Origin of the sequence: Paenibacillus larvae subsp. larvae (genome assembly GCF_002003265.1) — a bacterium.
Classification (GTDB): Bacteria; Bacillota; Bacilli; order Paenibacillales; family NBRC-103111; genus Paenibacillus_H; species Paenibacillus_H larvae.
On the sequence record NZ_CP019687.1, the window covers coordinates 2,271,235 to 2,296,177 of the forward strand.

Consider the following 24,943-nt stretch of genomic DNA (forward strand, 5'->3'; position numbering starts at 1 on the left):
GGGAGGAGGACTGTTCCTCCCCCCAAAGTGATTTCTAATCCAAATCTCCTAAAGTGGCTGCCATTACAGCTTTAATGGTGTGCATTCTATTCTCGGCTTGTTCAAAAACTTTGGAATGCCTGCTGCGGAATACTTCGTCTGTTACTTCCATTTCCTTTATTCCGTATTTTTCGTAGGCTTCACGGCCATAATCCGTTTCAGTATCATGAAAAGAAGGCAAGCAATGTAAAAACATGACATCTTTATTTCCTGTCTTCCGAAGCATTTCCGTATTTACCTGGTAAGGTTTAAGGAGCTTCACCCGTTCCGCAAATTTGTCTTCTTCCCCCATGGATACCCATACATCTGTATAAATCACATCTGCTTCCGGAACTGCTTCCTCTATGCTGCTGCTTACCATTATCCGGCCGTTGTATTGCTTGGCCATATCTATGATTTCTTGATCGGGGAAAAGGGATTCCGGGGAACAAATGCGCACTTCCATACCAACAATGGCGCCACCGATTAATAAACTGTTAGCGACATTGTTTCGCCCATCCCCAACATAAACAAGCTTTACTCCTTTTAAGTGCCCGGTGTGTTCTTTTATGGTCAACAGATCAGCAAGAGTCTGAGTCGGGTGCCATCTGTCTGTTAACCCGTTCCATACAGGTACGCCGGAATATTTGGCCAGAGCTTCCACTTTGGAATGTTCAAAACCGCGGAATTCAATGGCATCGAACATGCTGCCAAGTACTTTTGCCGTATCTTCAATAGACTCTTTCTTGCCTAATTGAATGTCATTCTTGCCCAGATACTCAGGATGCGCACCCAAATCAGTGCTCGCCACGGTGAATGCGCATCTTGTCCGCGTAGATGTTTTTTCAAATAATAGTGCAATATTTTTTCCTTGCAAATAACGGTGCGGAATGCCTTTTTTCTTTTTTTCTTTCAATTCTTCCGCCAAATCAAGAAAATATAGAAGCTCTTCCTCGGTGAAATCCTTTTCTGCCAGAAAGCTTTTTCCTTTTAAAGCCTGTTGTTTCCCTAACATGTTTATTCCTACTTTCTTTATTTGTTCTGAATATCTTTTCTGACAATCGGCATGCTCATACAACGGGGGCCCCCACGGCCACGTGATAATTCCGAACTCGGCACTTCTATCACTTCTATCCCATGTTCACGCAATAAAGCGTTCGATACATAGTTACGGTCATATGTAACAACCACACCCGGTGCGATAGCCAATGTATTGGAGCCATCGTTCCACTGTTCGCGGGCTGAAGCAATGGCATCGCCTCCCCCGCATGGAATCAGGGTTAATTCATCCAGGCTCAAAGCTTCTTTTAAAGCCTTGGTTAAGCATGTGCAGCGCGTGATTTGCAGACTTTCCTCATCTGCCCCTTTTTCCAATATAAAAATATTCATATCTCCTTCCGGTCTTTGAATAGCCGGATGAATTGTGAATTTGCCGTAATCAACCATTGTAAAGACGGTATCCAAATGCATGAATGCACGGCATTTCGGAATTTCTATGGCCAATACTTTCCGGATACGGTCTTGACGGCTGAACAAATTTTTCGCCAGGCGCTCAATGGCTTTGGCAGAAGTACGGGCAGATACTCCAATTGCAATAACTTCATCATTTAAAAGCAGTTCGTCCCCGCCCTCAATTGGAAACTCATAATCACGGTCGAGCCAGACCGGCACATCATGATCTTTAAAACGCGGGTGATACCTCATAATATATTGCATAAATAAGGATTCCCGCCGCCTGGCCGGCTCTCTCATTTTATTTATTGATAATCCGTCGCCAATCGCTGCTGCAGGATCACGGGTAAAGTAAAGGTTTGGCATCGGATCAAGATAAAACGGGTAATGATCCAGTTGAGTCCGTATAATTGTGTAAAAAGCTAGGTTCCAAAAAATGAAAGGAGCCATATTCATAGCCCTCAGTTAGAATAATGTTGGGACACAAAATTCTAAATATACGAGGTGTTATGAAATGGCTCAATACCAGATTAACGTAGATTCGCAGCTTTTGCATCAACTATTTTTGGGAAATTCTCAGGATGCGGGTGTAGCCAAGCTGCTCGAGTCTGTACTGAACCAAGTCTTACAAGCACAGGTGAGTGAACAAGTGGAAGCAGATCGTTATGAACGAACAGAGAATCGAAAAGCGTACCGGAATGGATCGTATCCACATGGGCTGCATACGCGGGTGGGAACCATTACACTAAGTGTTCCGCGCATCCGTGGCGGGAAGTTCACGACAGAGCTCTTTAGTCGTTACCAGAGAAGTGAACAAGCGTTAATCTTAGCGATGATGGAAATGGTCGTAAACGGCGTCTCTACGCGTAAAGTCTCGCAAGTAACCGAAGAACTCTGCGGAACCGAGTTTTCTAAATCCACTGTTTCAGACCTTTGTAAGCGGCTGGATCCCATCGTAACTGCTTGGAATAATCGAAGCCTGGCAGACAGCCTCTTTCCGTTTGTTCTCGTAGATGCGATGTATCTCAAGGTCCGTGAAGACGGTCGTGTACGCTCACGAGGCATCATGATTGCCATTGGTGTAAACACCGAGGGCTATCGTGAAGTCCTTGGCCTGATGCTGGGTGACACAGAATCTGAAGCAAGCTGGAGTGAGTTTTTCAGCTCTCTAAAAGGACGTGGATTACGAGGTGTGGATCTCATTACCTCCGACGATCATGGCGGCCTTGTACGCGCGGTACGGCAGCAGCTGCAAGGGGTAACATGGCAGCGATGCCAGACTCACTTCACGCGAAATGTATTAGAAGCCTCACCCAAAGCCTTGAAGGATGAGATCCATGGCCGTCTACGGTCGATTCTAGATGCTCCTGATACTGGAACGGCAAGGTTTTTATTAAAACAGACCTTAGCGGCTTATGAAGATAAGGCGGGTAAGGCGATGGGCGTGCTGGAAAGCGGATTTGACGATGCTACCGCCGTCTTAATGCTGCCAGAGCGTTACCGAAAACGGCTGCGCACGACAAATAGCGTTGAGCGTCTCAACGAAGAGGTTAGACGCCGGGAACGTGTCATTCGCATCTTCCCAAACCGTGAATCCGTGATTCGTCTTATTGGTGCTCTATTGATGGAACAGGATGAAAAATGGGCAGCCGGCAAGAAATATCTCGACATGACCGAGTACATGGAATGGCGGAAGGATCGGCCAAAGTCCGATGCCAAAGTGACTCGCATTATGTAGCACAGTCTAGCTGAGGGAATTTACACACAAATTTGGACTTGATCCAAACAATGTAGGATTTGTTTCAAGTACATCGATAAAATCTGCAAGTATCGCTTTTACATGAGCCTCAATATTTGCGCACATGGAGTCCTTTTTCTCGAAATTGTGATCCGTGGCGCATTGCTGGAAGCAGATATTGCAAAATCTTGTTACATTACAGTCAGTACAGTTCTGGCACACACTCTTTTTGAAATTATTAATAATACATGCAATTTTTCCATAATCGATACCTTGTTCAATATTTCCTATGGCATGATGAGTATTTATTTTCTCGCACATATGGTAGTTGCCGTCTATATTTACATAAATTTTTTCTCCTGGAATACAGGAAGCAGTAAAGGGAAGCAGATCCGGTCTTTTTTCGTTCATCATGGGGTGAAATGCCAATTCCGAATAATTCATGCCGATAAGAGAATACAGGAATGAATCCTTCCGTATCTTGTTGCTTTCCGTCAGATTTAGAAAGATCTCTTTTAACGAGGCGAGAGATTCGCTGAATTTCTGCTTTTCATGAGGCGTAAATTGGTCATAATAAGTTGTATTGTTAGCGTCGACAGAAGCTAATCTGGCCAAGAATAAATCTTCACTGTCAAAAAAATCCCTCAGCTGAAACATATCCGTTTTAATGTCGTAACAGGAGCTTATGGCGAGCTTGGAATAACCTTTATGCCTCTCTCTGAACGTCTTCAGATTCTTCATAACTTCATCAAAGCTTCCGGTTCCGTCAGCTTTCACCCTATTACGGTCATGATTTTCTTTATATCCATCCAGACTTACGATAATGGAAAAATTATTCTCCGTCAGAAAATCCTGAACGTCCTCCGTAAAGCTGATACCGTTGGTTGTTATATTGTACTGTATGCCATCATATTCTCCGTATGTCATCTTGATATACTCCACTATTTGCCGGATAAGCTGGAGATTCAATAAAGGTTCTCCTCCATAAAACCCGATCACAGGATTTCTTGTAGGATTGCGATACTGAATATTCCGGAAATCCGAAAAATAGTAATCTATGGCGGCCTTGGCAACCGAAAAATCCATATGTTTATTTTCGTAAGTCTTAGTGAATTCATAATGATCGGAATAAATACAATATTTGCATCTCAAATTGCAAAAAGATGTAATTTCCAAAAGTAATTGTTTGAACCCGTTGGCACCTTTGCAAAGATAATCTTTTAGCTCCTCTTCTCCGGCATTTCTAATATTATGAAAATCTAAAAGCTTCCGGTCAGGAGCCAAATTCCGGAATTTTTCGGCCAGCATGGAAAGTTCGGTTTGTTTTGCGGGAAATATCTGACCCGTCAGGTCATCGTAGTAATATTCGGTTCCCCGTTTGCTTGTAAAGTGAATCCCTTTCATAGGACACCTCTTCATTTATGAATTAATGGACTCCTGCGTCTGCACCCATATCGTTTTAGCTTTATGAAGAAATCCTGCAATCTGTCCACAGATGAAACGCAGGAGCAGTAGTCATTGGATCAAGCAGAAACTCCGATTGCAACGGCCGAAGCTGTCGCTGGCGCTCCTACCTCAGCAGCAGCTGCGGCTACCGCCGCTTGTCCCAGAACCGGAACGACACAAGCAAGACATGAAGCGCACCATAGACACGAAGCGCAGACTGCACAGCCCCAACATGCAGCAGTCTCTTGTTCTTCACCAACAAGAATCTTTTCCATTTTGTTCACCTCCTTTCATTGGAATTAGAATTTGCGTAATTTATGCAGCTCTTCGGGAACCTCGGGTTGATGGGCAATCCACCAACACCTTGTATTTGCTCCAATGAAAGCAAAAAGTCCTGCCATCATGCTTAGCGCTTTCCAAGGTAATTTAATAAGCTTCATTTTTCCTGCCCCCCTTATGTTTGATGAAAATCGAATCAATTTCATAACTTAGATTTCCATCCGAGTTGTTTTATGAATTTGATTCAATCGATAATTGAGAAATAATAAATCCAAATAAACTTGCAACGACTACCGAATTGATTATTTCCAGTGAAATCATGAAAATGATGAAAAAGTAATAGCAAATATATATGCTCATGCTCACTTTGTAAAAAAGATGATCAATTATCCCAAGCCCCCTGATTTGTTTGGCAGTAATGTACGAATGAATAAAGAGAATAATAGAAATCATGAAACAAGCAATAGTCACAGGCATGAACAACCGGCAGGGCATTATATCCACCACTACCAAAGTCAGTATAAAAGCGCCGACAGATATGAAATAACAGCTTTTAAAGGTCTTGGCGTGATAGCCTCCTCCAAAACTTCTGCATAAGATAATGGTCCCCATCCAAGCTGCGGCTTCAATTATCCGACCGAATGATATAGAAATCGTCAGCATAGTTGCCACTATAATCGAAACTTCAATTATCGCTTGCAATCCATAGCGAATAATCGGCAAATTCTCTTCGTCCACAACACCTTGTTGAAAGATTTTTAACGTGATTTTATTCACAATGTTTGCCATCATGTTCCATCACCCGCAAACCAATATAGCATATTATGTTATTTATTGAAATATATTGGACCTTAATTGCAGATAACAGGGGATAAACTGCATGTCTTTGTCAGATTTATGTTATATTTATGTTAAATATGAATAGATTTAGGAAGAATGAGTTAGCGCTAGAAGGAAGAATCGAAGTAGAATGGAAGTACTTTAGTAGAGAGAGGTGGTCATTTTTGCTTCGAGTGGCAGTCTGTGATGATGAAGAAGAAATTCATCAGCAATTGCAGCAGTTTTTTTCGCAGTTCTCGGAAAACGAATCCTATACTTTTGAGGTTAACTACTTTTATTCAGGAGAGGCATTGCTTCAGTACTATAAAGAATACGGTCGATATACCTTCCATTTTCTCATCCTGGATGTGGAAATGAAAGGCATGAACGGAATCGAAACCGCCCTAAAAATCCGTTCCCTACCCGATAAGGATGTACAGATTATTTTTTTGACCAGTTACCCGCAATACATGATCGACAGCTTTAATGTGCAGCCCTTTCAGTATCTGATCAAACCCGTTTCCTATGAACGGTTTGAAACTCAAATCGCAAAGTTATGCGATTATATTCATTCCGTGATCCAACGTTATGTTGTTGTTAAGACGAACACGGAACAAATTGTCCTAAGAGCTTCCGATATTATTGCTATTGAAAAAGTGGACAAAAAACATTTGGAACTTATTACAATGGAACAACGCTTTGCTGCCGTTTCCACATTAGCAGAATTTTCAATCAAGCTGGATGCTTCATTTTATCAGATTTATCGTTCTATCATCATTAACCTGGAACATGTCCATAAGTTTACAGCCACAACTGTCGTCATGTCCAATAAAGACAAATTTCCGCTTGGGCGTTCTAAAGGGAAAGGGATCAAAGAGGCGTATGCCCGGTACAGGATTGCCCAATTTAACGAAAGAGGATAACTTCCCATGCATGATGGATTATTCATTGGAACAACTCTGCTGGAGTTAGTTTTGCTTCACTGTTACTTTGCTGTCCTGTTTTACGCTCCCGATAAAAGTAAGCGGGTCATTGGAATTAACTATGCAGCAGCCGGGGGCATGCTGTTTTTCTCCTCCGTTTCATTCTTTCCTCCCCTTGTCACCGGATTGTTATCCATTGGGAGCGCCTTTCTTGTCTCCCTTCTGTATCCGGCCCGGATGAAAACCCGGCTGGTTTTTTCCGTGTTGTACCTCCTCCTTGGTTTCATCGCGGAACTGCTGTCATTCTATTTCATATCTCTGTTCCAGAATTTGAAAGGTGAAATGGATTTGACCACGTTGGAGACCCGGCTATTGCTTCTGCTTGTCTCTTCCTGCCTTATGCTTCTTTTCATTCTCATCCTTCGCTTTATCAAATGGAAGAAGTACGATTACAAGTTAAGATTGGTCTATTATTTTATCATCACGTTGATGCTTTTGTTTAGCCTTCTAATTTTAAACACCCTGTTTTTCTATGCGCAGAGAAATTGGTTTAACCTTTTGTCTATCGTAGGCGTTCTCTGTATCAACATGCTCACCTTTTTTCTGTTTGATAGAATGACTGAAAAATATCGGCTGGCTGATGAAAATTACCAATTACAAAAGCAGATGGATTATCAGGATAACAGCTATGAGAAAACGGCACATTCTTTTAAAAGTATCAAACGAATCATCCATGATACGAAAAAACAATTGGTGTTCATTCGCGCCTGCATTCAGGAGCAGCGCCTACAGGAAGCAATCGTACATATCAATCAAACGCTGGAGCACATGAATGCCGCTTATTTGCGCATTACTACGGGAAACCTTGTGATTGACGCTCTAGTCAGCCATGCGCTTAATATCGCAAATGACAACGGAATTGCCTTGAAACACGACATCCGCATTACCGCTTCAGATATCCGCCTGGATCGTTATGATTTATGCATGGTCATAGGTAATGTGTTGGACAATGCCATTGAAGCCGTTCGCCTCGTTCCCAACAAGGAAGACAAGTTTATCCATTTGCGCATGTCCTCTAATTCCCACTCTTTGTTTATTCATGTGGTGAATTCGCGGCTGGAACAAAACCAGCCGAATCAGCGCACTCTCAAAGACAATCCCGACTTTCACGGATTCGGGTTAACCAATATTCAACGGGTAGCGGAAAAATATGGCGGCTATCTCCAAACAAAAGCCGGAAATAGACAATTCGAGACCAGCATCATGCTTCCTTTATCAGATGAAATAAGCCCGACAATATGATATAAAAAAGACAACTGGTTTTTACAGTAATATTTATGCCCACCTTTCCCCGATGGTATTTGCAATGACATACTTGGTCCCTGGTTGGAATAGCCATTACTCTAATAGCCAACATTTATGCTCATCTGGATAGTTCGAAGATTTCTTCGGCTCAAGTGATGAGCAATACATTGCAAATCCCGAACAAAAAAAAGGGTCTTTACATGACTTATTCATCATGTAAAGGCCCTATTGATAGGTAAGTATATGCGGTCGGGAGGACTCGAACCTCCACGGGGGGTTAGCCCACACGGACCTGAAACTTCTACGTCATTGTAACATAAGCGGAATCTAAGTCAAGGATGAGGAATTTAAAACCCGTCAAAAGCCTTGATAAATCAAGGTTTTTGGCGGTTTTTTTGTTCAAATTCAAGCGCCGCAAGGCTTCCCGACGATTCCAGAAAATGCGGCCGATTTTGGATGTTTGAGAGAACTCGGAGAGAACAACGACCAAACCAGCCCACTCCCTACCATTGACAAATAAACGAAGCGACAGCTTCGGGGAGGGCTAACATGAGAAACGCTACGACTATAACCATTGCTAATCAAAAAGGTGGAACCGGAAAAACGACCACCGCCTACAACTTAAACTTATGCCTTATCCAATGAAGAAAAAAAGGTTCTCTTGGTGGATTTCGACCCCACAAGGTAATCTGACCTTATGTTTCGGCATCGGGCAGCCCGACAAGTTGGACATCAGCATGTTCAATATCATGAATGCAATAATCATGAGAGATGAGCTTATCCCCTCCCCTGACCAATACCTTCATTCTCAGGGGAACATTTACCTTATCCCAAGCAATATTGAACTATCGGTTGCCGAATGAACTTGCGGGATGAGATGGGTGGTGAAAAGACGTTGGCCGCGCTGCTGGAACCGATGAAACATGTGTATTTGAATGAACGTGGGATTGTTGATCCTACAGTAAGACAAGCCTGCTGAACCTCGGCAGGCTTTTTGAATTCCACTCTCAAAAACAGGAGGCTTTTAAACATGAAGCAATGGCTGAAAAAGAAAATCATGGGTGCAGTAATCGGAACCAAGCAAGCGGTAAACAACCGCCGCGGAGAAGGGTTTCTCGATACGGCGGTTAAAATCCTGATGGCCGTCGTCATCGGAGCGCTGGTATTGGCTGGGCTGTACATGCTGTTTGGCGATACCATTCTGCCGACGCTGAAGCAACGCATTCAAGATATGTTCAACTATAAAGAGTAAGCCCGGCCTTGAGCGGAAGCGGCGTTCACTCCGCTTCTCGGAAAGGAGGAGTCCGTGGATAAATTCTGTTGTTGCTTATTGTCGCGATCCTGAACGGCGCTCTCATCTACATGGATACGCTGTTAAAGGACATCATTTCGATTTCCCTGTATGCGGATCGCTATATGACGCTTTCGACCGGCGTGGATCTTGCCGAAAGTCTGTACGAAATCCTGTTCAGCTTTGGCATCGCGCTGATGATTCTTAAATTTCCAAAAAAAAGGATTTGAAATTTACATTCTTTGGACGGATGGCGACCCTGACGAGGAACCGCTATGACTTTTTACTTTTTTCCAAATTGTCAGGGGTTCCCCTCGATACCTATTTGACCCGTCTGAACGGATAGAAGCAGGCGCTATCCGTCACCATCAAAAGCCTCGCAGCAGGCTTATCGGGCAAGCTTCAACCCGGCGATATTGTAAGCCTGATCGCTGCCGACTACAGCGATCTTCACACAACGATAATGCCCCCGGAGCTGCAATATGTAGAGGTGCTGTCAGTGACGACCAGCAGCGGACTGGATGCTCAAGCCAAATCGGAGAAACAAGCAGACACGGACGAGAAGGAACTGCCTTCCACGCTTACCTTACTTGTATTGCCACACCATGCGGATTTCTTCGGGCCTCCGGTGCCGTCTTCAGCGCTTCATCATCGCCGCGGATTCTCCCGCCGCGCGTACACAGGTAATCGTAGTTCACCACGAGCCAGACGTCCATACCCGTCCGATACAGTTACATGTACGAGTCCGGCTGTACGGCTTTGCCTAGCTCCTTGAGCATTTCCAACGTCATCAACATGTAGCGCCTCCTGCTACTGCAGATGACGTTTCTTTTCTGCCCCCACAGCAGCAACCATTGCTCTGCACCGTTGATTTTCGGATAGCCATTACTTCTTCGGTATTCTAACTAAGTATCCTTACCAAGTGGATATCTTGATTAAATTCAAAGTTGTAAGGTTGAATTTGTTATGCTACAATGCTAGTAAATAATCGAGGGGAGATGATGAGAATAATGTAATATTTCTTGCTTATTTTACGAATGGATAAAACAAAAGCTGTTTTATTCTTTGTTAGGCAAGAAAGTTACTTATTCTCTTCCCTCAAATAATCTTATCTATTCCATTAAATGGGTTAGATTTTAGCATTTATTTGAGCTACAAGAAAGGTAACTTTCTTGTAGCTCTTTATTTTATTTTTATGGAGGATATTGTCAATGTCTTTAATCAATGTGACCAACCTGACTTTTGCTTATGACGGTAGCTACGACAACATCTTCGAAAACGTTAGCTTTCAAATTAATACCGATTGCAAATTGGGTTTTACTGGAAGGAACGGTAGAGGTAAAACCACGTTTCTTAACCTGCTGCTTGGTAAATACGATTATAGCGGAACCATTTCAGCAAATATCAGCTTTGAATACTTCCCTTTCCATGTTGAACACAAGGGATTTAATACCCTGGACGTTATTGATGAAATTTATCCTGACTATGAGCATTGGCAGATCGTACGCGAGCTATCGTTGCTGAAGGTGTCAGAGGATGTATTGTATCGGCCATTTGAAACCATGTCAAACGGGGAGCAAACGAAAGTATTACTAGCAACCTTGTTTTTGAAGGAAAACAGTTTCCTGCTTATCGATGAACCAACTAATCATTTGGACATTCACGCACGGAAGCTGGTCAGCGATTATCTAAAAACCAAGAATGGATTTATTTTGGTTTCACATGATCGCGCATTTCTAGATGACTGCGTGGACCACATTCTTTCGATAAACAAAACTCATATTGAGGTCCAGAAAGGTAATTTCTCGGACTGGTGGGAGAATAAACAAAGGCAAGATAAATATGAGCTAGCCGAGAACGACAAGCTGCGAAAAGACATTAAACGACTGTCCGAAGCCTCAAAGAGAACAAGTAGCTGGTCGCACGAAGTAGAGAAAACAAAAAACGGCACTCGCAATTCCGGCTCGAAAGTCGATAAAGGATATATCGGACACAAGGCCGCCAAAATGATGAAACGTTCCAAATCGATTGAGCAGAGACAGCAATCCGCGATTGAGGAAAGTTCCAAACTCTTGAAAAATATTGAAAGCTCAAAAAGTCTGAAAATCACTCAGCTTGCTTATAATAAAAAGCAGATGGTGGAATTAGAGAATGTTTCAATCCACTACGGTGAACACACGGTTTGCAACGATGTAACTTTTACCGTTGAACAAGGGGAGCGATTTACACTTGTGGGTCCAAACGGTTCGGGAAAAACAAGTATTCTTAAGCTAATTCTTGGTGAGGAAATCCCTTATACGGGAACGTTTCGCAAAGGTAGTCAACTAAAAATCTCGTACGTGGCACAAGATACCTCACATCTACAAGGCAACTTATCAGATTATGCGAGTCGGAACGAGATCGATGAGAGCTTGTTCAAAGCGATTTTAAGGAAACTCGATTTTTCGCGCATACAATTTGAAAAAGATATGTCTTCATTCAGCAGCGGACAGAAAAAGAAGGTGTTGATCGCAAAGAGCTTATGCGAGAAGGCTCATCTCCATATATGGGACGAACCGTTAAACTTTATTGACGTCATTTCTCGTGTACAGATCGAAGAACTATTGCTGGAATATTCTCCGACAATACTTTTTATAGAGCATGATAGCGAATTTTGTAAAAATATCGCCACCAAAATCGTGAAACTGTAATTTGAGACTCCCACCCACGGCTAAAGCCGCAAGCTGACACCTTTGGTATCACTGGGATTCTTGGGTGGTAGTCGGTCATGCATTTCTGCTAACCGTAGTTCCCCCAAGTTCAGGGCTGTCTCATCAGCCCGTCCTAAGATAGTGCATATAGCATCTTAGGCTGACAGACTGTTACCATCTGCCACAGGTTGATTCATGATATTGATCGCTCCAACCCGATCTCGATGAGCGTTGAATCCGCATGAACATTCGTACCCTCTGTCTTTCGCTTTGTTCTTCTCCGCACAGGCAGGACATGTTTGAGAAGTGTAGGCAGGATTTACCTCCACAATCTTTATGCCGACTAGGTTTGCTTTGTAGGAGATGAATTGTTGAAGCTGATAAAAAGTCCAACTATGCAGATTCTTTGCGTTTTTGCGGCTTGTTCTTGCCGTCTTGCGAATATTCTCCAGTCGTTCAAGCTTGATTATGGACACATTTTCCTGAATGGCTGTATCGACAATTTGCCGACTAATCTTATGATTTTGATCTTTCATCCAACGTTGCTCTTTATTACCTGGCTTACGAATGGCAGACAATTTTTTGAGTTTACCTAATTTACGTCTGCGTTGTTGGTACTTTCTTCGTATGTACTTGTTTTCTCTGCCGTTTCCAAAGAATCGGGTTTTACCCGTAGAAGTTACAGAAACAGCGGGAACTTTCAAACCAAGATCAATACCCATGATGTTTTCGTTGTTTGTTACGCTTGTAGGTACTTCTATTGAAATTTGAGCGTACCATTTTCCTGACTTTTCGATAATACGCATCAATCCAAGTTTGGCTTTTCTTAACAGTTCCATATCTCTGCTAGTCGCTGTAGCCCGAAACGCTGTTTTCTTCGTCTTTTTATCTACAACGATAGGAAACGCAACTGTATTTTCGGATACTGTGTAGTTTTGATTGTTAACGAAATATACAGATTTTTTAAGAATTGGACGAACACCAAGTTTCTTGATTTTACTGAAAACACTTTTGGCATCACGAATCGCTTGATTACAAACGGCAGACGGAAGAACTGTTTCTACATCTTTTGTAGTCATTTTCGGAAATGCCCCTAATTGTTCAGCCCGTTTGGTTAATTGATTGACTACCCGAATGTACTCATTTCCCAATTGACGTAGAATGGCTGGTTGATCAGGAAATATGCGTATCTTAACGGTTAAAGCTTGCATGTGTTCACCCCCTTTTCTTTTGTTCTTGGGCATAACGCTTTACTGTTTCGCTTGATACGTTTCCTGCTGTACTAACGAAAAAAGAACGTGTCCACAGACTAGGCAAATGAGCAAGATGCTTGAACTCTTGCCTTAATATTCGAGGGGTCACTCCCTTCACTTTTGCCATTACGTCTGATGGAGAATCGGTGGGAAGACCATTCAGGAACAGATGGACATGATCGGGCATAACTTCCATTGCCACAATAAACCAGCTATTCTGATGGCATATTTCAGCCAATAGCTCCTTGAATCGAATTTCCACTTGTTTTACTAACACTTTTCTTCGATAACGAGGGTAGAAAACAAAATGATAGTTAATGAGAGATACTGTTGTAGCTGTACGTCTATATTCTTGCATAAACCAATTGTATCCGTTCAACTAACAACTACAACAATTGAACGAAAAGTACACGCACATGGCTATGTGTTTGCCCTGCCCATCCCATGAAGGGATGTTCTGGCAAAGCCGGCTTTCATCCCACGATTAAAACCGTGGGCTTTCAGTCGGAAATTACTGTAACTATATGCTTATTTTATCTTAGGAGGTTAAAATAGATGTCTGAAGTTGTAAATGTTCATGTGAACCGTTCATTGTCCGTTGGTACGGTTCACGATCAAACTAAACGGATGCCGGAGCATTATCCATCTATCGGTAGATGCACGTAGCGATTCTAGCTGCAAGCTTCGTGGGTTTTAATATAGTTGGTTAATGTATATGTTAAGCACCAACAAAGGGTGCTAAAGGCATTTTCTCCGGTTCAAGAGGAGAAAAAACATGAAATCAACTTCGAAATACGAAATGATTCAACACATATTGACAGAATTGAAACAACCCGCATATCGGTTTCAACAAATTGCAGACGCGATCTTCAAGCAAAAAATTGGTGAATATGACCGAATGACCATACTACCCAAGGGTTTAAGAAACGAATAAAAGATTCACAAACCTTTGGCTTGGGGCATCGAAGAATTATAGTTTCCACCATCGGAATTTTGCCAGGTATCGATCGTCTGACAAAGGAATTTCCACAGGTTAACCTGACCTTTTCACTGCACTCTCCGTTCGACGAACAGCGGAGCGAACTAATGCCCATTAACAATCGATTTCCGCTTTATGATGTGTTGAACAAGTTGGATCAGCATATTCGTGATACAGGTAGAAAAGTATATATTGCGTATATATTACTTCGAGGAGAAAACGATTCAAATGAGCTGCGGAAGCCATTGCTGCTTTGTTAAAAGACAGAGGTCCTTGGGAACATTTATATCACGTCAATTTGATCCCCTACAATTCAACCGACGTGACTCCTGAAAGCTTTCATCAATCGGACAAAGATCGGGTTCAAAGGTTTGTCAGTATCTTAAAGTCAAATTGAAATGCGCCTGATTCGTTTTCACGATCTTCGACACAGTTATGCCAGCCTATTGCTGGCGAACGGTGTAAGCATGAAGGAGATTCAAGAATGGCTCGGTCTTAGACATTTCTCCACTACAGCTAATATTTACGCTCATTTGGATTACAGTTCCAAGATTTCTTCTGCCCAGGTAATGAGTGCCAGCTAAAAGATATTGAATAATAAAAAGGTTCCTGCTCTGCCAGAAAAAGCAGATCAGAAACCTGTCATTGATGAAGTGGTGCGGTCGAGAGGACTCGAACCTCCACGGGGGTTAGCCCACACGGACCTGAACCGTGCGCGTCTGCCAATTCCGCCACGACCGCTTAACAAGAACGATACCTAATATAACATGCACCATCGAGGATGTCAACCGGGAAAAATTCAGCGAATTCATGAATAGAAACGGACATGCCGGATAACCCTCAGCATGTCCTTTCTTGGTACTTCCGGCCAGATTGCCGGACTGCTTCATAAACGGCCCGTCCGATTAAATGACCTAGCCGGGTAGCCGTTCCCGTATAGGTACAATATCGGCCCCTTCCTGTTGCTGCAACAAGGAACTGCATCCGTAGTTGTGCCGGTAGCGGATAACCCTCCCTCAACGGTTATACCCAAATCCTGAAGGGCGGCTGTCTTCGCTTCTGTCGCCGTAATGAAGGCACCGGCCAATACCGCGTCCCCTATCTGTGCGTCAACAATCACAACAATATTGATCGTACCGGGAAAAAGGACCTCTTCAGGGACCCTTAAGCCCGCTCTTGCCTTATTGCTGAACCCGGCCGTTGCCCAGGCTGAGACAGCTAATTCCGGTTCCAGTCCGCGTTCCAGGGCTTCCGGAGGCCAGACTAAAGAAGCAAACCCGAAATCCTTGACCCGGGCAGCCGTTAAGAAGCCGGCGGCCTGGGTACCGTTTATGCCTTCATGTTCAAAAAAGACGGCCATCTCTTCAAGAGGTTCATCACAGTTATACCCCTTTGTGACCTGCCTGTTTACAATATATTTCTTTTCTCCAACTCCCCCGCCCCAGATGGACGAACTGAGGGAACGCATCGGGCTTTCACTTTCCCAATACAAATAAGGAAAGGCGTCCCCGCAAATTTGCACAGTTATTCCCGGAATCCGGTAAGATGACCGCATCCTGTATCCTCTCTCCGCTGTCTATAAATCTCTTCTTCAGCAACTTTCTATAGATGTGTTCTTCAGCAAATTTATTCGCCTTTGTCCGGGAGTGTAAATTCACCCGGTCTTTCCGCTTCGAAAGGCTGGTAAGTATAGCTGCGGGACAACTTGACAATATTCCTGTTTTGTTTCCGGATCAGAACATGTTGTTCATCCCATGCCACAACAATGCCCTTCACATCATTGGCCGGGTCCGCATCTCGAATGACACGCAGCTTTTTTCCCTTGATCCTGTAATCATCCAGTTGTTCATCCGAAATCATCTGCTGTCATACCCTCCTATTATAAACATTTGGGGAAAACCTCTTTTCCATTGTAGAGGATTTATGGTTGATTTCACAGAGTCCCTGAACTAATAACTTCTACCCAAAGCGCCGCTTCCCGGGCACGCGTTGCGATGCTGCACGACGGGTGGTTAGATCCCATGTATTTTCCATGTAACCTTTTTATAGGCCTGTTTTACAAAGTCATTTACCAAGAATACGATTATCAGCTATCTGTCTTTACCAAGCTATCATAGCCTAAAGGGTAAATTCTCTCAAATTTCAGCTTAAATTTCCAATCAAACCACATACGGTCATCCGCTGAAGGAAAGACTAAGGATAACTTTAATCAGATCAGCTGTAACTGGCCAATAAGGAAAGGAGCGGACAAATTGGTTGACAAAAAAAATATTACCTTACTGTGGCCTCCGGCGACATTGTGGAGAATAAAGAAGATACCAACTACGATTTTGAAATTTACGCCAGTCCGGAAGAGCTGGACCAGCTTCAAGTATTATTCGAGGAGCTTTATTCGGCTGACATAAGTACCCATTTCCGCGCTTTAATCCCTTTCAAAGAATACCATTCGGATGAAGAAAATGACAGGTACGATAGAGGACTTAAAAACATTTACGAACTTGTACACCGGCTTGGAACAAAAGAGACGAAAGAAACTATTGAGCATATGAATATACTTTGAATAACCAAACTTCTTTTTTTACCTTCAGAAAAAGACCTGCAGCCCAATTCGTCACGAAGAAGGCACAGGTCTTTCAAAGTTTATTTTCACCGGAAAGTGTTGATCTTATAAAAAAATTTTTCCTTATTACCCGACATGTTCCTTGGAATCGTTCCTTTCGAACCATTCATCCAGAACCTTGCTGGACATGACACGGTTCTCAATATACTGAACCTGCTGACTTGTAAAAGTCTGCTTCCACGGAACGGAAAGTTCTGAGCAAATCTTAACGACAGTCAACAGTTCGGACCACGCTACATAGCGTTTATACCAAAAGAATTGAGGATGCTCAATCATGTATGGGTACAGGTCATCGAACTCAGTGTGTTTACAGTCAAGGGACCGCTCAAAAAGCGTCTTCGCTTCGGATAGCTTTTCAATCAAGTAATCGTTCGGAAGCGTCTCGTTCCCCATGCTGATTCCTCCTTTCCGTTTGCCTTCTTTTATTATATCGGAAAACTGCGGGGCCGAAAAGACGGCCTAGAAACTTCTTCCAAAAAGGAGCTCGATTTTATAAAATAAATGAATTGAATCCATTTCAAAACTTAGATACCATTCAACCTTGTACAAGGTATAGATAAATCTGAATTTATGGAAGTAAAATAAAACTTTTCATTTGCTTTAAGGGTCTTTATATATAGAAATGTCAATTTTGTCGAAGGGTTTTCCGGTTTAAAAACGTCTATAATATTAAAGCGGTGAATCCGACATTATTCGCCAGGCTTATCCTTAGTTAGGAAAAAGAAAGGGACGGATATTATGATACACCAGTCTCGTTTTACACTTGCTATTCTTACCTCAATTGTTATCACTATCTTGGCCGGATGCGGGAATACCGGGGAGTCGGCCAAACCGGTATCTACCCAGGAACAAACCGTACAGCCCGAATACAGTGATTCCTCATCCTCCGCTTCCAGGCAGTCAACTTCCAGGACCTTCATCTCCAGTCAGTCAAATAACGAGCCTTTTGTAGATCCGAAAGCTGATAATCCGCCGCTCCATGTAAATGAGCAGGATCAATTCACTCCGGCAAAACCTGCTTTACTTGGTTTACAGCCTGGCATGGACATACTGGAAGTTATGGATAAACTGGGTAAAGCCAAAAGCTTTTTTAAAATGGAGGAAACCAGAAATCCTGTAACAGTTTATGAATACGCGGATTTTTCGGTAGGATTTAACGGAAACCGCAAACTGGAGTTTGTAGAGATCAAGAACGATAAAATTAATCCCGGATTGCACGGTGTTAAAATAGGCTCTTCTACGAAAGATGCGGTCAATACACTGGGGCTTCCTTCGACCAAGACCTCTTACGTATTAGCTTATGAAAGCGGCGGAACCATTCTTCGGCTGGATGTGGACCCAAAGCTCGACCAGGTCTTGTCCATAAAACTGTTTAAAGAATAATAAGCAAGCCACAACAATTTGATATGCTCCCCTCATAGTAGACAGTAGAAAAAACAAAAACATCTACCCTACAATGATGGGAGTTTTTACAATGTCCAAAAGGAGTCCAACTTCTTTAGAGGTAAAGCTACGTGTCGTAAAGCGATGTCTTCAGAATGAGACAAACCCAAGTTATGAGGCGAAACAGCTGGGAATAGACAAAAACACGGTAACAGATTGGGTAAGGAAGTATAAAGCAGATGGTCTTGACGGATTAAAGGAATCCAGAGGATGTAAAGCTTACTCAGAGGATCTGCAGCTGGCTGCAATCAGAGATGTATTATCCGGTAGTCATTCTATACGAGAGGCAACAAAGAAGTATCATATTTCTAGTAAAAGTGTTTTGACGAGATGGATCTCCAAGTATACTAATGGGGTAGAAATAAAATCTACTCGTAAAGTATCTCGTATGAACAAAGGACGTAAAACCACTTTCGAAGAACGCATTGAAATTGCACAGTATACGATCGCAAATGATCTGGATTATCAGAAATCCATGGAGAAATATGATGTTTCTTATTCACAGGTGTACGCATGGGTTCGTAAATATAAATCTGGCGGTGAGGAAGCCCTCAAGGACAATCGCGGTCGTAACAAGCCTGCGGAAGAGTTGGATGATCATGAACAACTCTAGCTTCGGATCAAAGAATTAGAAGCACGGAACGAGTATTTAGAAATGGAGAACGCTCTGGCAAAAAAGTTGGCAGAGATCCGGCGACGACATACACGCTAACGTTAGTCCGACATGCAGACTGGTATCAAGCTATCCAAGAACTGCACGCTGAGAAAGGCTATGCCGTCACGAAGCTGTGCAAGCTAGCCGAAGTCGCTCGATCTGCCTATTATAAATGGCTAAAATGGAAACCATCCATCAGGGAACTTGAAATCCTTTCATTGGCCAAGGAAGTGAAACTTCGCTATGACAAGAGAAAGGGTGTACTTGGTTATCGTCAAATCCGCACACAATTGAACCGGAAACTCAAAAAGAGTTACAACAAAAAACGTTATTATCGAATCATGCGCGCTCTTGAATTAAAAGCGGTGATTCGCAGGAAACGACCGAATTACGTGAAATCCTCTGCAATACATGTGGCTGAAAATGGGATGAACCGCGAGTTTCACGCGGACTCTCCAATTTAAAGTGGTGCACAGATGTCACAGAATTGAAGTATGGGAATGGTCGTAAAGCCTATCTGAGTGCTATCGTTGATGTATACGATAACTCCATCGTTTCATGGGTGTTAAGCCCCTCCAACAACAAAAAACTCGTCATGGATACGGTGAATAAGGCCTACTGGAGGAACCCGGGTGTGACTCCACTTCTGCATAGCGACAGAGGCTTCCAGTATACTTCACATGAATACAGTCTACTTCAGCTTAAGTACGGTTTTACTAAAAGTATGTCTCGGGTGAGCCGATGTCTAGATAATCAACCCATTGAACGATTTTGGGGTACATTTAAGGCAGAAAGCTTTTATCTAAGGAAACACCACACCTATGAAGACGTTCTCAAAGACGTGAGAAATTATATCCACTACTACAACAATTACCGCTATACAGAGCGTTTAAGTGGCCTGTCTCCCAGCGAATATCAAAAACAAGCTGCATAAAAATGAGAGAAGAAAATAAAACCCTCAGTTCAATTTAACAGAACTGAGGGAAACAAACTAACTGTTTTTGTTTTTTTACACTGTCTACTTGACAGGGGGCACTTCAATTATCCGGGTGGGCTTGCTTGTTTTGTTTGCCATATAGTTTGACGCTGGCTCACATGTGATTACGCTGTTTTTTTTTTCGTTTGAATACCAGATATACGATAAGCCCCAGTATCAGCAGACCTCCTAAAATTCCTAAGGTAACTCCAGTATAACGGTGAAACATATGAAGAACGCGATCAAAGTTTCTGCCGATCCATCTGCCCAATAGCAGGAAAGTAACACACCATACCAAAGCCCCGCTGCCCGCATAAAGCAAATATTTCCACCATTTCACTCCGCTCATTCCAGCCAGATAACAAGTAAAATGCCTTACCCCCGGAACAAAATAGCCGAAGCCTACTGTCCAAAGGCCGTACTTACGGAACCAATTCTCCGCTTTTTGTAGCCTGGCCGGTGTCAGCTTCATCCATTTCCCATATTTATACAAAAAGGGCTTGCCTACTTTTCTTCCAACCGTATAGCTGATTGTCATACCTGTCATCGTTCCGGCATAAGCCACTGCCAAAGATGCCCAAAAATTCATGGGACCCCCGTGCATAGTCATCGACCCAACAAACGCCATCAAAGTTTCATCCGGGATAGGAAGTCCGATAATTCCTAACGCCAGAAGGCTGTACAAGGCGTAATAACCATAATCCGCAAGTAAAGAAAAAACCGTTTCCTTCAAGTTCAGCCACTCCCAATACGTTATCATCCTTAATTACTTCCATGTTGATCAACATATTTCCTTCTTATTCGTCTTTTTAGCCTGTCATGCCCGTCCTTTTCCTTACATACCTTGTACTATAAAAGGGAAGGGAGACAAGATAAGTTGAAACGCCATATACAAGTACTTCAAATTGCCTTCACCTACGTGGGTACGGTTGTTGGAGCGGGCTTTGCCTCCGGGCAGGAAATTCTGCAATTTTTCACCCGGTATGGGGCTGTTGCAACGGGCACTATTTTGCTTTCCACAATCCTGTTCATAGGTGTCGGGATAAAATTGATGTTATTGTCCCGGGAAGTCAGGGCTAAATCTTATGAAGACATGATCCGTTATTTATTTGGGGCCAAGGCAGGCAAGTGGGTGGCCCTATTCTCCTTATTGGTTCTTCTTGGAGTGAGTATCGTGATGCTGGCGGGAGGGGGGCTGTGTTTGAAGAACAGCTTGGAATTGATTCTAAAGTGGGGGCTTTGATTATTATAATGCTCACCTATTTTATCCTGACGAAAGGAATCCGGGGGATTATGACTGTCAATACGATTGTAGTTCCCTGCATGATCTTATTCAGCCTTCTTGTTGTAGCTACTACTTGGGGAACACCAGGTTCCGGTAACTGGCTGCGCATTACAACGGATTTTTCTCCGGTATATTCCTGGCTATCCCCCTTCCTGTATACAAGTTTTAACTTAGCTACAGCACAAGCTGTTCTCGTCCCGCTGGGGGCCCAGGTTCAGGACAGAAAAGTTCTGATAAGAGGCGGAATTCTAGGGGGTTGTATGATTGGCGTATTGATTATGGGAGCCCATTATGCGATGTCAGCACAAATGCCGGATATATCCCAGTTTGACATTCCCATGGGAAGCATTCTGGATCATGTAGGCGGTATATGGCAGATGCTGTTTTTGTTTATTATTTACGCTGAAATTTTTACTACTTTCCTCTCCAATGCTTACGGACTTAGTCTGCAAATCCAGCAGCACAGCCGGCTTGGCTTCCGGGTTATCCTGCTGATGGTGCTGACCATATGCTTCCTGCTAAGCCATATCGGATTCAAGACGCTGCTTACCTGGCTCTATCCGTTGTTTGGTTTCATTAGCTTGATCTGGTTTATCCTTATGCTCCGGAAAAAAGATCCTGTCCATCATACATAGATGTCAGGAAACAAAGGGAACCCTAAAAATAAGACCTCCAATAACACCCATGCAGGTGAATGGGGGTCTTTCTACCGCAAAAAAGAACTCGGATACCGGGGTTAATGCCCGGATGGCTGGGCGATATATACTTTGGTACCAAAATGGTGAAGCTGCCTGTCCGTTTCCGGATCAAGAGCACGGTCTGTGATACAGGCGGAAAGCTCCTGTAACCCGGCTATAGAAAACAGGGAGGCTTTCCCGACCTTGGAATGATCAAAAACAGCCAGCGTCTGTTCAGCGCGTTTCATCATCATGCGGGCAGTTGCCGCCTCCAGCTCACTGTATGTGGTAATCCCCTTGTCTATACGGAGTCCATCGATACCAAGGAACAATTTGCGGATGTTTAGATGTTCAATCGTTTTTTCGGCCAAAGGACCGGACAATTCAAATGTGTTGCTGCGCATTACCCCACCAATCACCACAACCTGGAGCGCTTCGCTGTCAGCGAGCTCCATGGCTATATTTACGGCGTTTGTAACTACCGTGATGCCCTGGCGCTTTTTTATTTCTTTGGCAATCAGATAAGTTGTGGTTCCTCCCGAGAGACATATACTGTCCCCTTCTTCAATCAGTTCGGCCGCTTTTTTGGCAATCGCCTCTTTTTCAAACCAAAGCTGGTTCTTTTTCTCGGCAAACGGAATTTCTTTCATGGGAGAAGGACCTTCAAAAAGGGCCCCCCCTATGGTCCGGACCAATTCACCCTGCCGCTCCAGCACATCCAAATCCCGTCTGGCCGTCGCTTCGGAGCAACCCATCGTTTCAATAATCTCCTGGACTGTAATGCGACCCTGCTGCTTCAATTTTTGTAAAATCTGTTGTCTTCTGCGGGTACCTTTGGACATTTGAGTGGAATTCATATATCTCACCTGCCTATAAAACGATATGTCATCTGCCAGTCTTGCCATTTGACAGAACGTGTAAGACAAAATATGTCCGAATAATAAAGGTAAAAGATATTGCTTCCGGCACTATTCTGTAAATCCGGATACAAATTTATCGTTATTCCCCAATCTTACATTGACATTCTTGTTTTTGAAAGACTATAATCTGTTTATGACAGTATAAATCATTTTTTTGATCGTTTCAATCATTTTGCTGAAGGAGGAAATTCAATCATGGGACATCTGATATCATCCACTTCTTTATTGGAACAAGCCCGTACAAACGGGTATGCAATCGGTGCTTTTAACGTACACACTCTGGAAATGATGCAAGCGGTAGTAGAGGGAGCTGAAGAGCTTAAAGCCCCTCTCATTCTTCAGACAACAGTGGGAACAGTTAAACATCTGGGACCGGACTATATTGTAGCCGCTGCCCGAACCGCAGCCAAGAATGCCTCCATCCCTATTGCTTTGCATCTGGATCATTGTACCGATTACGACCTGCTGATACGTTGTATAAGAGAAGGATATACGTCCGTGATGATCGATGCTTCCATGCATACTTATGAAGAAAACGTCCGCCGCACTCTTGAAGTTGTCAAAGTGGCCAAAGCAGCAGGAGTGAATGTTGAGGCCGAACTGGGCAAGGTAGGCGGCGTTGAAGATAATATTTCGGTTGATGAAAGTGAAGCTGCCCTGGCAGACCCTAAAGAATGCGCTGAGTTTGTTGAACGTACCGGGGTTCCTACACTGGCTCCGGCTATCGGAACCGCCCACGGTATTTACAAGGGAGAGCCTAATATCGCCTTTGACCGGCTTGAAGTCATTCGGGACACGGTTCAGGTTCCTCTTGTTCTTCATGGAGGGTCCGGAATTCCGGATGAGCAGGTGAAGCGGTGTGTTTCACTCGGAATGGCCAAAATGAATGTGGCGACAGAACTCAAAATTGCATTTTCAAGTGCAAACAAAGAAGTATTCCGGGAACAACCGGAAGAAAATGATCCCCGAAAATATATGGTACCTGCGAAAGAGGCTGTCAAAGAGCTTGCCCAAACAAAAATGCGTCTAATCGGCAGTGCGGGGCGTGCCTCTGAACTGCTCTTCTGACAATTGCCGCCGGGAGAAAAGTTCGTCACTTGGAGGTTTATGATCTTTGTAAAAAAAAGGAGATGCCTGCATTATGATTACAACGGTTACCCTAAATGCAGCCGTTGATAAAACCTATCAGGTACCGGAATTTAGAGAAGGAAGCCTGCATCGTATTCCCGAAATGAGCATGCTGGCAGGAGGGAAAGGCAATAATGTGGCAAGGGTTACAGCCACACTTGGAGAACCGGTCATTGCTACGGGGTTTCTTGCAGGACACACCGGGAAATTAATTGAAAAGCTGCTTGAAGAAGACGGAATCCGACATGAGTACATGTTCGTTCCCGGAGAATCCAGGACCTGCATAACGATAGTAGATCCCCGGAATTCGAGACAAACAGAGCTTTTGGAATCGGGTCCTGTCATACAGGAAGAGCATCTGAACAAGATGAAACAGAAAATCAGACAGCTTGCCGTCCGTTCCTCTTTTGTCATTTTCTCCGGGAGTTTACCGTCCGGTTGTTCTCCTTCCGCTTATGTAGATTTAATCCGGACGGCCAAAGAAGAAGGGGCAAGGGTTATTTTAGATACTAGCGGAGAAGCGCTTGAACAAAGCCTGGCCGGTCTGCCGGATCTGATCAAGCCGAATGAGCATGAGGTGGCAAAGCTGGCGGGACGTTCCATTTCATCCGAAGTGGATATCCTAACCTCTATCACTTCCCTGAATCAACGCGGTATCCGTCATGTAGTGGTTTCCCTCGGTGGCAATGGAGCACTGGCAGGCATAGATGGAAGTCTTTACCGCGTCCATCTTCCTAAGATTAATATGGTAAATGCCGTAGGCAGCGGAGATTCCATGGTAGCAGGAATGGCTATCGCACTTATGAAAGAATATAGTCCGGAAGAAGTACTGAAACTCGGATGTGCCTGCGGAAGCGCAAACGCTCTTCACATGCAGGCAGGCCGTGTTCAAGCTGACGAAGTATACGAACTGCAGGCAAACATAAAAGTCGAACGGCTCAATTGACAAGCATGTGAACAAGAAAGGGACCGTTTCAAAATAAGACAAAAAGACCTCCAAACACTTGTAGCGGATCATGGAGGTCTTTTTGTCATTTCTATTACGA

Annotated in this window: 31 protein-coding genes, 1 tRNA gene and 1 pseudogene; 18 read left to right on the plus strand and 15 right to left on the minus strand. The window is 43.5% G+C overall.

Annotated features, from left to right (window positions below; all coding sequences use genetic code 11):
- Positions 1 to 34 precede the first annotated feature (34 nt).
- Both argF and BXP28_RS11760 read right to left on the minus strand, forming a co-directional pair.
- A complete protein-coding gene (gene argF / locus BXP28_RS11755; protein ID WP_023482959.1) occupies positions 35 to 1,033 on the minus strand; it encodes an ornithine carbamoyltransferase in 999 nt (332 codons plus the stop codon).
- Between the two features lie 17 nt (positions 1,034 to 1,050).
- Positions 1,051 to 1,863 (minus strand): annotated as a pseudogene (locus BXP28_RS11760) (arginine deiminase); the annotation flags it as partial.
- Between the two features lie 121 nt (positions 1,864 to 1,984).
- Here BXP28_RS11760 and BXP28_RS11765 point away from each other — a divergent pair.
- Positions 1,985 to 3,208, plus strand: a complete 1,224-nt coding sequence (locus BXP28_RS11765; protein ID WP_023483236.1) for an IS256 family transposase — start codon at positions 1,985 to 1,987, stop codon at positions 3,206 to 3,208.
- A gap of 6 nt (positions 3,209 to 3,214) precedes the next feature.
- Here BXP28_RS11765 and BXP28_RS11770 read toward each other — a convergent pair whose 3' ends face one another.
- From BXP28_RS11770 to BXP28_RS11785, 4 genes are all read right to left on the minus strand, one after another.
- Entirely contained in the window at positions 3,215 to 4,612 is a 1,398-nt protein-coding gene (locus tag BXP28_RS11770) for a radical SAM protein (RefSeq protein ID WP_167552503.1), read from the minus strand.
- A gap of 119 nt (positions 4,613 to 4,731) precedes the next feature.
- Positions 4,732 to 4,929 carry a hypothetical protein gene (locus tag BXP28_RS11775; protein WP_024095010.1) on the minus strand — a complete coding sequence of 66 codons (198 nt, stop codon included), beginning with the start codon at positions 4,927 to 4,929 and terminating at the stop codon, positions 4,732 to 4,734.
- 24 nt (positions 4,930 to 4,953) lie between these two features.
- Complete coding sequence (locus tag BXP28_RS11780; protein ID WP_104932509.1) at positions 4,954 to 5,094, minus strand: cyclic lactone autoinducer peptide; 141 nt, start codon at positions 5,092 to 5,094, stop codon at positions 4,954 to 4,956.
- Positions 5,095 to 5,164: 70 nt separating this feature from the next.
- Positions 5,165 to 5,725, minus strand: coding sequence for an accessory gene regulator B family protein (locus BXP28_RS11785; RefSeq protein ID WP_023485252.1), 561 nt, complete (start codon positions 5,723 to 5,725; stop codon positions 5,165 to 5,167).
- Between the two features lie 221 nt (positions 5,726 to 5,946).
- On the opposite strand from BXP28_RS11785, the gene BXP28_RS11790 reads away from it, so the two are divergent.
- From BXP28_RS11790 to abc-f, 7 genes are all read left to right on the plus strand, one after another.
- Positions 5,947 to 6,675, plus strand: coding sequence for a LytR/AlgR family response regulator transcription factor (locus tag BXP28_RS11790; RefSeq protein WP_023485253.1), 729 nt, complete (start codon positions 5,947 to 5,949; stop codon positions 6,673 to 6,675).
- A 6-nt stretch (positions 6,676 to 6,681) separates the two neighbouring features.
- The gene (locus BXP28_RS11795; RefSeq protein WP_023485254.1) at positions 6,682 to 7,977 is read left to right on the plus strand and encodes an ATP-binding protein; all 1,296 of its coding nucleotides are present in this window, start codon (positions 6,682 to 6,684) and stop codon (positions 7,975 to 7,977) included.
- Positions 7,978 to 8,529: 552 nt separating this feature from the next.
- Positions 8,530 to 8,625: a ParA family protein gene (locus BXP28_RS24255; RefSeq protein ID WP_309555677.1), complete on the plus strand. Its 96-nt coding sequence runs from the start codon at positions 8,530 to 8,532 to the stop codon at positions 8,623 to 8,625.
- Positions 8,626 to 9,010: 385 nt separating this feature from the next.
- A complete protein-coding gene (locus tag BXP28_RS11805) occupies positions 9,011 to 9,232 on the plus strand; it encodes a DUF6133 family protein (protein ID WP_024095013.1) in 222 nt (73 codons plus the stop codon).
- Positions 9,233 to 9,300: 68 nt separating this feature from the next.
- On the plus strand, positions 9,301 to 9,501 hold the full coding sequence (locus BXP28_RS11810; RefSeq protein ID WP_040931968.1) for a conjugal transfer protein TrbL family protein: 201 nt from the start codon (positions 9,301 to 9,303) through the stop codon (positions 9,499 to 9,501).
- 137 nt (positions 9,502 to 9,638) lie between these two features.
- Entirely contained in the window at positions 9,639 to 10,046 is a 408-nt protein-coding gene (locus BXP28_RS11815; protein WP_198963620.1) for an RcpC/CpaB family pilus assembly protein, read from the plus strand.
- 436 nt (positions 10,047 to 10,482) lie between these two features.
- The gene (gene abc-f, locus BXP28_RS11820; RefSeq protein WP_023485255.1) at positions 10,483 to 11,961 is read left to right on the plus strand and encodes a ribosomal protection-like ABC-F family protein; all 1,479 of its coding nucleotides are present in this window, start codon (positions 10,483 to 10,485) and stop codon (positions 11,959 to 11,961) included.
- 155 nt (positions 11,962 to 12,116) lie between these two features.
- Here abc-f and BXP28_RS11825 read toward each other — a convergent pair whose 3' ends face one another.
- Both BXP28_RS11825 and tnpA read right to left on the minus strand, forming a co-directional pair.
- Complete coding sequence (locus BXP28_RS11825) at positions 12,117 to 13,172, minus strand: RNA-guided endonuclease InsQ/TnpB family protein (RefSeq protein ID WP_036654192.1); 1,056 nt, start codon at positions 13,170 to 13,172, stop codon at positions 12,117 to 12,119.
- Positions 13,173 to 13,176: 4 nt separating this feature from the next.
- A complete protein-coding gene (gene tnpA, locus BXP28_RS11830; protein WP_024095017.1) occupies positions 13,177 to 13,572 on the minus strand; it encodes an IS200/IS605 family transposase in 396 nt (131 codons plus the stop codon).
- Between the two features lie 1,019 nt (positions 13,573 to 14,591).
- Between tnpA and BXP28_RS11840 the strand changes: the two genes are divergently transcribed.
- Complete coding sequence (locus BXP28_RS11840; RefSeq protein WP_024095018.1) at positions 14,592 to 14,777, plus strand: tyrosine-type recombinase/integrase; 186 nt, start codon at positions 14,592 to 14,594, stop codon at positions 14,775 to 14,777.
- 70 nt (positions 14,778 to 14,847) lie between these two features.
- Here BXP28_RS11840 and BXP28_RS11845 read toward each other — a convergent pair.
- The 4 genes from BXP28_RS11845 to BXP28_RS11855 form a co-directional block, all read right to left on the minus strand.
- Positions 14,848 to 14,934: transfer RNA gene (locus tag BXP28_RS11845), tRNA-Leu, on the minus strand.
- A 99-nt stretch (positions 14,935 to 15,033) separates the two neighbouring features.
- Positions 15,034 to 15,099, minus strand: coding sequence for a hypothetical protein (locus BXP28_RS25770; protein WP_496543688.1), 66 nt, complete (start codon positions 15,097 to 15,099; stop codon positions 15,034 to 15,036).
- Entirely contained in the window at positions 15,080 to 15,748 is a 669-nt protein-coding gene (locus BXP28_RS11850) for an adenosylcobinamide amidohydrolase (protein WP_023485292.1), read from the minus strand. The genes BXP28_RS25770 and BXP28_RS11850 overlap by 20 nt, the downstream gene beginning before the upstream one ends.
- A gap of 71 nt (positions 15,749 to 15,819) precedes the next feature.
- A complete protein-coding gene (locus BXP28_RS11855; RefSeq protein ID WP_024095020.1) occupies positions 15,820 to 16,053 on the minus strand; it encodes a hypothetical protein in 234 nt (77 codons plus the stop codon).
- 439 nt (positions 16,054 to 16,492) lie between these two features.
- Between BXP28_RS11855 and BXP28_RS11860 the strand changes: the two genes are divergently transcribed.
- Positions 16,493 to 16,753: a hypothetical protein gene (locus BXP28_RS11860; RefSeq protein WP_257125633.1), complete on the plus strand. Its 261-nt coding sequence runs from the start codon at positions 16,493 to 16,495 to the stop codon at positions 16,751 to 16,753.
- Positions 16,754 to 16,879: 126 nt separating this feature from the next.
- Here the strand turns inward: BXP28_RS11860 and BXP28_RS11865 are convergent, their stop codons facing one another.
- Positions 16,880 to 17,206, minus strand: coding sequence for a hypothetical protein (locus BXP28_RS11865; protein WP_036655089.1), 327 nt, complete (start codon positions 17,204 to 17,206; stop codon positions 16,880 to 16,882).
- 345 nt (positions 17,207 to 17,551) lie between these two features.
- Here BXP28_RS11865 and BXP28_RS11870 point away from each other — a divergent pair, with 345 nt between their 5' ends.
- The 4 genes from BXP28_RS11870 (at position 17,552) to BXP28_RS25125 (ending at position 19,845) form a co-directional block, all read left to right on the plus strand.
- Entirely contained in the window at positions 17,552 to 18,196 is a 645-nt protein-coding gene (locus tag BXP28_RS11870) for a hypothetical protein (protein ID WP_024093681.1), read from the plus strand.
- 91 nt (positions 18,197 to 18,287) lie between these two features.
- Positions 18,288 to 18,869, plus strand: coding sequence for a helix-turn-helix domain-containing protein (locus BXP28_RS11875; RefSeq protein WP_051427925.1), 582 nt, complete (start codon positions 18,288 to 18,290; stop codon positions 18,867 to 18,869).
- A gap of 260 nt (positions 18,870 to 19,129) precedes the next feature.
- Positions 19,130 to 19,375: an IS3 family transposase gene (locus BXP28_RS23280; RefSeq protein ID WP_158673676.1), complete on the plus strand. Its 246-nt coding sequence runs from the start codon at positions 19,130 to 19,132 to the stop codon at positions 19,373 to 19,375.
- Positions 19,376 to 19,398: 23 nt separating this feature from the next.
- Positions 19,399 to 19,845 (plus strand): DDE-type integrase/transposase/recombinase, encoded by a 447-nt coding sequence (locus BXP28_RS25125; RefSeq protein ID WP_077585061.1) that lies wholly within the window; start codon positions 19,399 to 19,401, stop codon positions 19,843 to 19,845.
- Between the two features lie 157 nt (positions 19,846 to 20,002).
- Here the strand turns inward: BXP28_RS25125 and BXP28_RS11890 are convergent, their stop codons facing one another.
- The gene (locus BXP28_RS11890; protein ID WP_036657011.1) at positions 20,003 to 20,620 is read right to left on the minus strand and encodes a DedA family protein; all 618 of its coding nucleotides are present in this window, start codon (positions 20,618 to 20,620) and stop codon (positions 20,003 to 20,005) included.
- A 144-nt stretch (positions 20,621 to 20,764) separates the two neighbouring features.
- On the opposite strand from BXP28_RS11890, the gene BXP28_RS25130 reads away from it, so the two are divergent.
- Positions 20,765 to 21,130: a hypothetical protein gene (locus tag BXP28_RS25130; RefSeq protein WP_313778443.1), complete on the plus strand. Its 366-nt coding sequence runs from the start codon at positions 20,765 to 20,767 to the stop codon at positions 21,128 to 21,130.
- A complete protein-coding gene (locus tag BXP28_RS11895) occupies positions 21,085 to 21,807 on the plus strand; it encodes a YkvI family membrane protein (RefSeq protein ID WP_313778442.1) in 723 nt (240 codons plus the stop codon). Before BXP28_RS25130 ends, BXP28_RS11895 begins: the two co-directional genes overlap by 46 nt.
- Positions 21,808 to 21,908: 101 nt before the next feature.
- On the opposite strand, the gene BXP28_RS11900 is transcribed toward BXP28_RS11895, so the two are convergent.
- On the minus strand, positions 21,909 to 22,706 hold the full coding sequence (locus BXP28_RS11900; protein ID WP_036655094.1) for a DeoR/GlpR family DNA-binding transcription regulator: 798 nt from the start codon (positions 22,704 to 22,706) through the stop codon (positions 21,909 to 21,911).
- Between the two features lie 258 nt (positions 22,707 to 22,964).
- On the opposite strand from BXP28_RS11900, the gene fba reads away from it, so the two are divergent.
- Together fba and pfkB are read left to right on the plus strand one after the other, a co-directional pair.
- On the plus strand, positions 22,965 to 23,837 hold the full coding sequence (gene fba / locus BXP28_RS11905) for a class II fructose-1,6-bisphosphate aldolase (protein ID WP_023483889.1): 873 nt from the start codon (positions 22,965 to 22,967) through the stop codon (positions 23,835 to 23,837).
- 73 nt (positions 23,838 to 23,910) lie between these two features.
- Complete coding sequence (gene pfkB, locus BXP28_RS11910; RefSeq protein WP_023483890.1) at positions 23,911 to 24,843, plus strand: 1-phosphofructokinase; 933 nt, start codon at positions 23,911 to 23,913, stop codon at positions 24,841 to 24,843.
- Positions 24,844 to 24,943 lie beyond the last annotated feature (100 nt).